Origin of the sequence: Streptomyces niveiscabiei, assembly GCF_001419795.1 — a bacterium.
Taxonomy (GTDB): Bacteria; Actinomycetota; Actinomycetes; order Streptomycetales; family Streptomycetaceae; genus Streptomyces; species Streptomyces niveiscabiei.
Window position 1 is genome coordinate 1 of sequence record NZ_LIRL01000890.1, and the last position, 5,384, is coordinate 5,384.

Consider the following 5,384-nt stretch of genomic DNA (forward strand, 5'->3'; position numbering starts at 1 on the left):
GCGAGGACGGGCAGCAGGACGGCCGCCTGCATCTGCGGCTGGTGCCCGAAGCGGACCTTGGCCCTGAGCGCGGCGATCTGCACGAGCCGCCCGAAGACGTGCGCCAGCGGCAGGAACAGCAGGACGCTGCACTCGCCGGTGCGGAACAGGGGGCGCAGCCGCTCGACGACGTTCCCGCACTCCGCGAAGAAGCTGCGGTGCGTGAGCACACAGCCCTTGGGTCTGCCGGTGGTCCCCGAGGTGTAGACGATCGTCGCCGGGTCGTCGGCCTTCGCCTGCGCGCTGCGCTCGTCGAGCGTCTCGTCCGTCACGTCCCGGCCGAGCCGGTCCAGCTCCTCGACGCCGCCCGCCTCGATCTGCCAGACGTGCTTCAGCTCCGGCAGCGACGCGCGCACCGACTCGACGGCCGCCGCGTGCGACTCCAGCTCGACGACGCAGGCCGCCGCGCCCGAGTCGGAGAGGATCCAGCCGATCTGCTCCGGCGAGCTGGTCTCGTACACCGGGACGGTGACCGCGCCCGCGCTCCAGATCGCGAAGTCCAGCAGCGTCCACTCGTACCGGGTGCGCGACATCAGGGCCACCCGGTCGCCCGGCCGGACCCCGGCCGCGATCAGGCCCTTCGCGGCGGCGTGCACCTCGGCGAGGAACTCCGTGGCCGTCACGTCCTGCCACGCGCCGCCCGCCTTGCGGGCGATCACAGCCACATCCGGGTGCTGCGCGGCGTTTCTGCGGACGATGTCGGTCAGATTCCCGTCCGCAGGGACCTCGTACAAAGCCGGAAGGCTGAACTCGCGCAAGACTGCTGCTCCTCATAGGGCGCCGGCGCCACGACGTCGTGCGATGCGACGGAACGGTCCAAGGCTCGGTGGACTGCCCGGACGTTACCGGTCGGTATGGCGACTTCGACAGGGGGTCCGGCTGAGATGTTCGCTGCGTCACACATCTTCGGTACTGCTCTGCGTACGGTAGTCCACAGACTTACTGACCGGCCAGTAACGGCGGTCGCGGACGTCACTGTTCACCCGCCGCCTCCCCGCCTACCCTTGATCGTCATGGCATCCACACGCATCCACGTGGTGAGTGACGTCCACGGCAACGCGCACGACCTCGCGCGCGCCGGGGAGGGCGCCGACGCGCTCGTCTGTCTGGGCGACCTGATCCTCTTCCTCGACTACGCCGACCACTCGCGCGGCATCTTCCCCGACCTCTTCGGCGCCCAGAACGCCGCCCGGCTCGTCGCCCTGCGCACCGCCCGCCGCTTCGACGAGGCGCGTGACCTCGGCCGGCAGCTCTGGTCCACCGTCGACGGCGACCGCGCCACCGTCATCGAGAACGCCGTGCGCAGGCAGTACGCCGACCTCTTCGCCGCGTTCCCGACCCCGACGTACGCCACCTACGGCAACGTCGACATGCCCGCGCTCTGGAAGGAGTACGCCGCACCCGGCACCACCGTCCTCGACGGCGAGGTCGCCGAGATCGGCGGCCGTACCTTCGGATTCGTCGGCGGGGGCCTGCGGACGCCCATGAACACGCCCTTCGAGATCTCCGACGAGGAGTACGCCGCGAAGATCGAGGCACTCGGCGCCGTCGACGTCCTGTGCACGCACATCCCGCCGGAGGTGCCGGAGCTGGTGTACGACACCGTCGCGCGCCGCTTCGAGCGCGGGAGCCGTGCGCTGCTCGACGCGATCCGCCGCACCCGGCCCCGCTACTCCCTCTTCGGACACGTCCACCAGCCCCTCGCCCGGCGCATGCGGGTGGGCGCCACCGAATGCGTCAACGTCGGCCACTTCGCCGGGTCCGGGAAGCCCTGGGTCCTGGAGTGGTGAGGGGCGTGAAGTCGGCAGGTCATGCGCGCGGTAGCCTTCACGCGCAGCGACTAATCACCGGCCCGCATCTGGAGGAACCCCGGCGATGGCGGAACACACCAGTTCGAGCATCACGATCTCGGCGGCACCGGCCGACGTCATGGCGGTCATCGCCGACTTCGCCCGCTACCCGGACTGGACCGGTGAGGTGAAGGAGGCCGAGGTCCTCAAGTCCGACGCGTCCGGCCGGGCCGAGGAGGTCCGCCTCGTCATGGACGCGGGCGCCATCAAGGACGACCAGACCCTCGCGTACACCTGGACCGGCTCCGACGAGGTCTCCTGGACCCTGGTCAAGTCCCAGATGCTGCGCTCCCTGGACGGCTCCTACACCCTGAAGCCGGCGGGCACCGGTTCGACCGAGGTCACGTACCGCCTCACGGTCGACGTCAAGATCCCCATGCTGGGCATGATCAAGCGCAAGGCGGAGAAGGTCATCATCGACCGGGCGCTGGCGGGGTTGAAGAAGCGGGTGGAGAGCGAGTAGTTCGGGTGCGGGCTGTGTGTGGCTGGTCGCGCCCACGCGGCGGTAGCCGCACATAGATACAGCCCCGCGCCCCTTAAAAGACTGGGCTGAGCCGAGTTTTCGGCTACCGCCGCGTGGGCGCGAGCTGTTGCTACGGACCTCAGCCACGTTTTTCAGGGGCGCGGGGAACTGCGCGACCAGCCACAGCTGACCGGTAGTCGCGACTCAACCGTTAGCGTTGATCCTTATGCGCACTCTCTTGGTTACCGGGCCCGGCGGTTCCGGGCGGACGACTCTTGCCGCGGCCACCGCCTGGGAAGCCTCCCTCGCCGGTACCCGGACCCTCGTCCTCAGCGCGGACCGTGGGGACAGTCTGGGAGTCGCGCTCGGAGTCTCCACCGGGGACAAGCCCCTTGCCGTCGGCGAGTTTCTCACCGCCTGGCGGCCCGATGCCTCGCTCGGTTTTCGGGAGGACCTTCTCCGGTTCCAGGAGAAGGCCACCGGCGCTCTTGATCTGCTCGGGGCCTCGCGGCTCGAAGCGGAGGAGATGACCTCCCTCCCCGGCGCCGAGGAACTCAACCTGCTGCGGGCGCTGAGGGACGCCGTGCTGTCCGAGCGGTTCGAACTGGTCGTCGTCGATCTGCCGGCCCTTCCGCAGGCGCTCTCCCTCCTGGCCCTGCCCGAGGAACTGCGGCGGTACATCCGGCGGCTCCTTCCTGCCGAGCGGCAAGCCGCCCGAGCCCTGCGGCCGGTTCTGGGGCGGCTCGCCGGCGTGCCGATGCCGGCGGAGTGGCTGTACGAGGCGGCCGGGAAGTGGGACGGCGAACTGGCGGCCGTGGAGGCCGTGTTGGCGGACCCCCGCACCGGCGTCCGCCTCGTCGGCCCGAAACCCCGCTGGTCCCGCACCGACGGCGGCGAAGCCGGCCTGCACCCCTCCAACATCCACGACACCCCGTACTCCGTGGGCGCCGTCGACTACACCGGCGACATGCCGGTCCTCCTCGGCCCGGACGGCCCCTCCCTGGGCGGCTTCGTCTGCCCGGCGACCATCCACTCGGCGGAACGGTGGAAGCTGGGCCAGCTCCGCCCGGGCGACACGGTCCGCTTCACCCCGGTCGACACAACGGGCGCCGCCCGCGCGGACATCGTGGACGGCGGCATCCTGGCCCGCGACGGCGACGTCACCTACCGCCGCAGCGGCGACGACAACCTCCTGGTCGAATTCGGCCCCCTGGAACTGGACCTGGCGCTGCGCATGCGCGTCCACGCCCTCATGGAAGCGGTGACCCGGGCGGCGATCGACGGCGTCACGGACCTCACCCCGGGCATCCGCTCCCTCCAGATCAAGACGGACCCGGACCGCCTCCCGCTGTCCGAACTCCTCCCGCTCACCCGCGAGTTGACGTCGTCCCTCCCGCCCACGGCCCAACTGACCGTCCCGTCCCGCACGATCCATCTCCCCCTCTCCTGGGACGACCCCGCCACCCGCGAGGCCATCGCCCGCTACATGGCCGGCGTCCGCGACGACGCCCCCTGGTGCCCCTGGAACATCGAGTTCATCCGCCGCGTCAACGGCCTCGCCACCCCGGACGACGTCCACCGCACGGTCTTCGACGCGGAGTACCTCGTACTCGGCCTGGGCGACGTCTACTTGGGCGCCCCGGTCGCCACCCCGCTCGACCCCCGCCACCGCCTGGTCACCACGAAGTACAACCCGGCCCGCACCTGGACCGCCGAGAACTCCGTCGGCATCGGCGGCGCCTACCTGTGCGTCTACGGCATGGAGGGCCCCGGCGGCTACCAGTTCGTCGGCCGCACCACCCAGGTCTGGTCGCCCTGGCAGCAGCGCGGCGCCTTCGAACCCGGCAAGCCGTGGCTCCTGCGCTTCTTCGACCGGATCAAGTGGTACCCGGTCGACGCGGACGAACTCCTCGGCCTGCGCGCCGACATCACGTCCGGCCGCTTCGCCCCCCGCGTCGAGGAGGGCACGTTCTCGCTGGCCGAGTACGAGACCTTCCTCGCCGAACACGCCGACTCCATCGCCGAGTTCAGACGGACCCAGCAGCAGGCCTTCACCGCCGAACGCCAAGCCTGGGAAGACGCGGGCGAGTTCGCCCGGGCCGAAGCCGCCGACGCGCCCCCGCCGCCCCCGGCCCGCATCGAGATCCCGCCGGGCGGACGCCTCGTCGAGGCCGAATTCGCGGCGTCCGTCTGGCAGTTGAACGTCCGGCAGGGCGACGAGGTCACCACGGGCCAGCCCCTCCTGGCCCTGGAGGCGATGAAAATGGAGTCCCGGGTCGACGCCCCGACCTCCGGAATCGTCCACGAGATCCTGACCAGACCCGGCGACCAGGTGGAAGCTGGAACCGCACTCCTGATCCTGGCCCCGGCCGTGAACTGAAAGAGGAGCACCGCCCCATGCTCATCACCCGAGTCCGCGCCGCCTACGCCCTCATCGACGCCGTGGACCGCCCGGAGATCTGGATCACCCTGCGGCCCCGGGAGGAGGTGGAGGCGGAGGCCCGGTCCCTGGAAACCCGCCTCGCGGCGGGCGAGCACCTCCCCCTCGCCGGCCGGCTCCTCGCCGTCAAGGGCAACATCGACGTGGCCGGCCTCCCCACGACCGCCGCCTGCCCCTCGTACGCGTACGACCCCCCGGCCGACGCCCCCGTGGTCNNCGGCCGGCGCGCTCGTCCTCGGCACCACGAACCTCGACCAGTTCGCCACCGGCCTGGTCGGCACCCGCTCCCCGCACGGCGCGGTCCGCAATGCCCACGACCCGTCCCGCATCAGCGGCGGCTCCAGCTCCGGCTCGGCGGTCGCGGTGGCCCTGGGCATCGCGGACCTGGCCCTCGGCACCGACACGGCGGGCTCCGGCCGAGTCCCGGCGGCCTTCAACGGCATCGTCGGCCTCAAACCGACGAAGGGCCTGGTCCCCACGGACGGCGTGGTCCCGGCCTGCGCCTCCCTGGACTGCGTGACGGTCTTCGCCCGCACCCTCCGCGAAGCCGAACAGGCCCTCGCCCACATGACCACCACCCCCAGCCCCACCC

4 protein-coding genes and 3 pseudogenes are annotated in these 5,384 nt (G+C 71.3%); 6 read left to right on the plus strand and 1 reads right to left on the minus strand.

All coding sequences use genetic code 11. The annotated features are described in order from the left end of the window. Nucleotides 1-797, minus strand: a 797-nt coding sequence (locus AOK24_RS36335; RefSeq protein ID WP_159052112.1) for an AMP-binding protein, incomplete at its 3' end; no start/stop codon positions are given. 276 nt (nucleotides 798-1,073) lie between these two features. Between AOK24_RS36335 and AOK24_RS36340 the strand changes: the two genes are divergently transcribed. From AOK24_RS36340 to AOK24_RS51605, 6 genes and pseudogenes are all read left to right on the plus strand, one after another. Further along, nucleotides 1,074-1,829 carry a metallophosphoesterase family protein gene (locus tag AOK24_RS36340; RefSeq protein ID WP_055724225.1) on the plus strand — a complete coding sequence of 252 codons (756 nt, stop codon included), beginning with the start codon at nucleotides 1,074-1,076 and terminating at the stop codon, nucleotides 1,827-1,829. An 85-nt stretch (nucleotides 1,830-1,914) separates the two neighbouring features. Next, nucleotides 1,915-2,352 (plus strand): SRPBCC family protein, encoded by a 438-nt coding sequence (locus AOK24_RS36345; RefSeq protein ID WP_055724224.1) that lies wholly within the window; start codon nucleotides 1,915-1,917, stop codon nucleotides 2,350-2,352. Between the two features lie 226 nt (nucleotides 2,353-2,578). Continuing rightward, nucleotides 2,579-3,151: pseudogene (locus AOK24_RS52885) on the plus strand (ArsA family ATPase); the annotation flags it as partial. Between the two features lie 39 nt (nucleotides 3,152-3,190). Beyond that, a pseudogene (locus AOK24_RS36350) lies at nucleotides 3,191-4,732 on the plus strand (carboxyltransferase domain-containing protein); the annotation flags it as partial. Between the two features lie 17 nt (nucleotides 4,733-4,749). Then, the coding region (locus tag AOK24_RS51600) for an amidase family protein (protein ID WP_240554286.1) at nucleotides 4,750-5,007 on the plus strand (258 nt) is incomplete at its 3' end. Between the two features lie 2 nt (nucleotides 5,008-5,009). Beyond that, nucleotides 5,010-5,384, plus strand: a pseudogene (locus AOK24_RS51605) (amidase family protein); the annotation flags it as partial.

Excerpts from the sequence above, each read along its gene's own strand:
- AOK24_RS36345 (WP_055724224.1), top strand. The coding sequence starts at position 1,915 with ATGGCGGAACACACCAGTTCGAGCATCACGATCTCGGCGGCACCGGCC.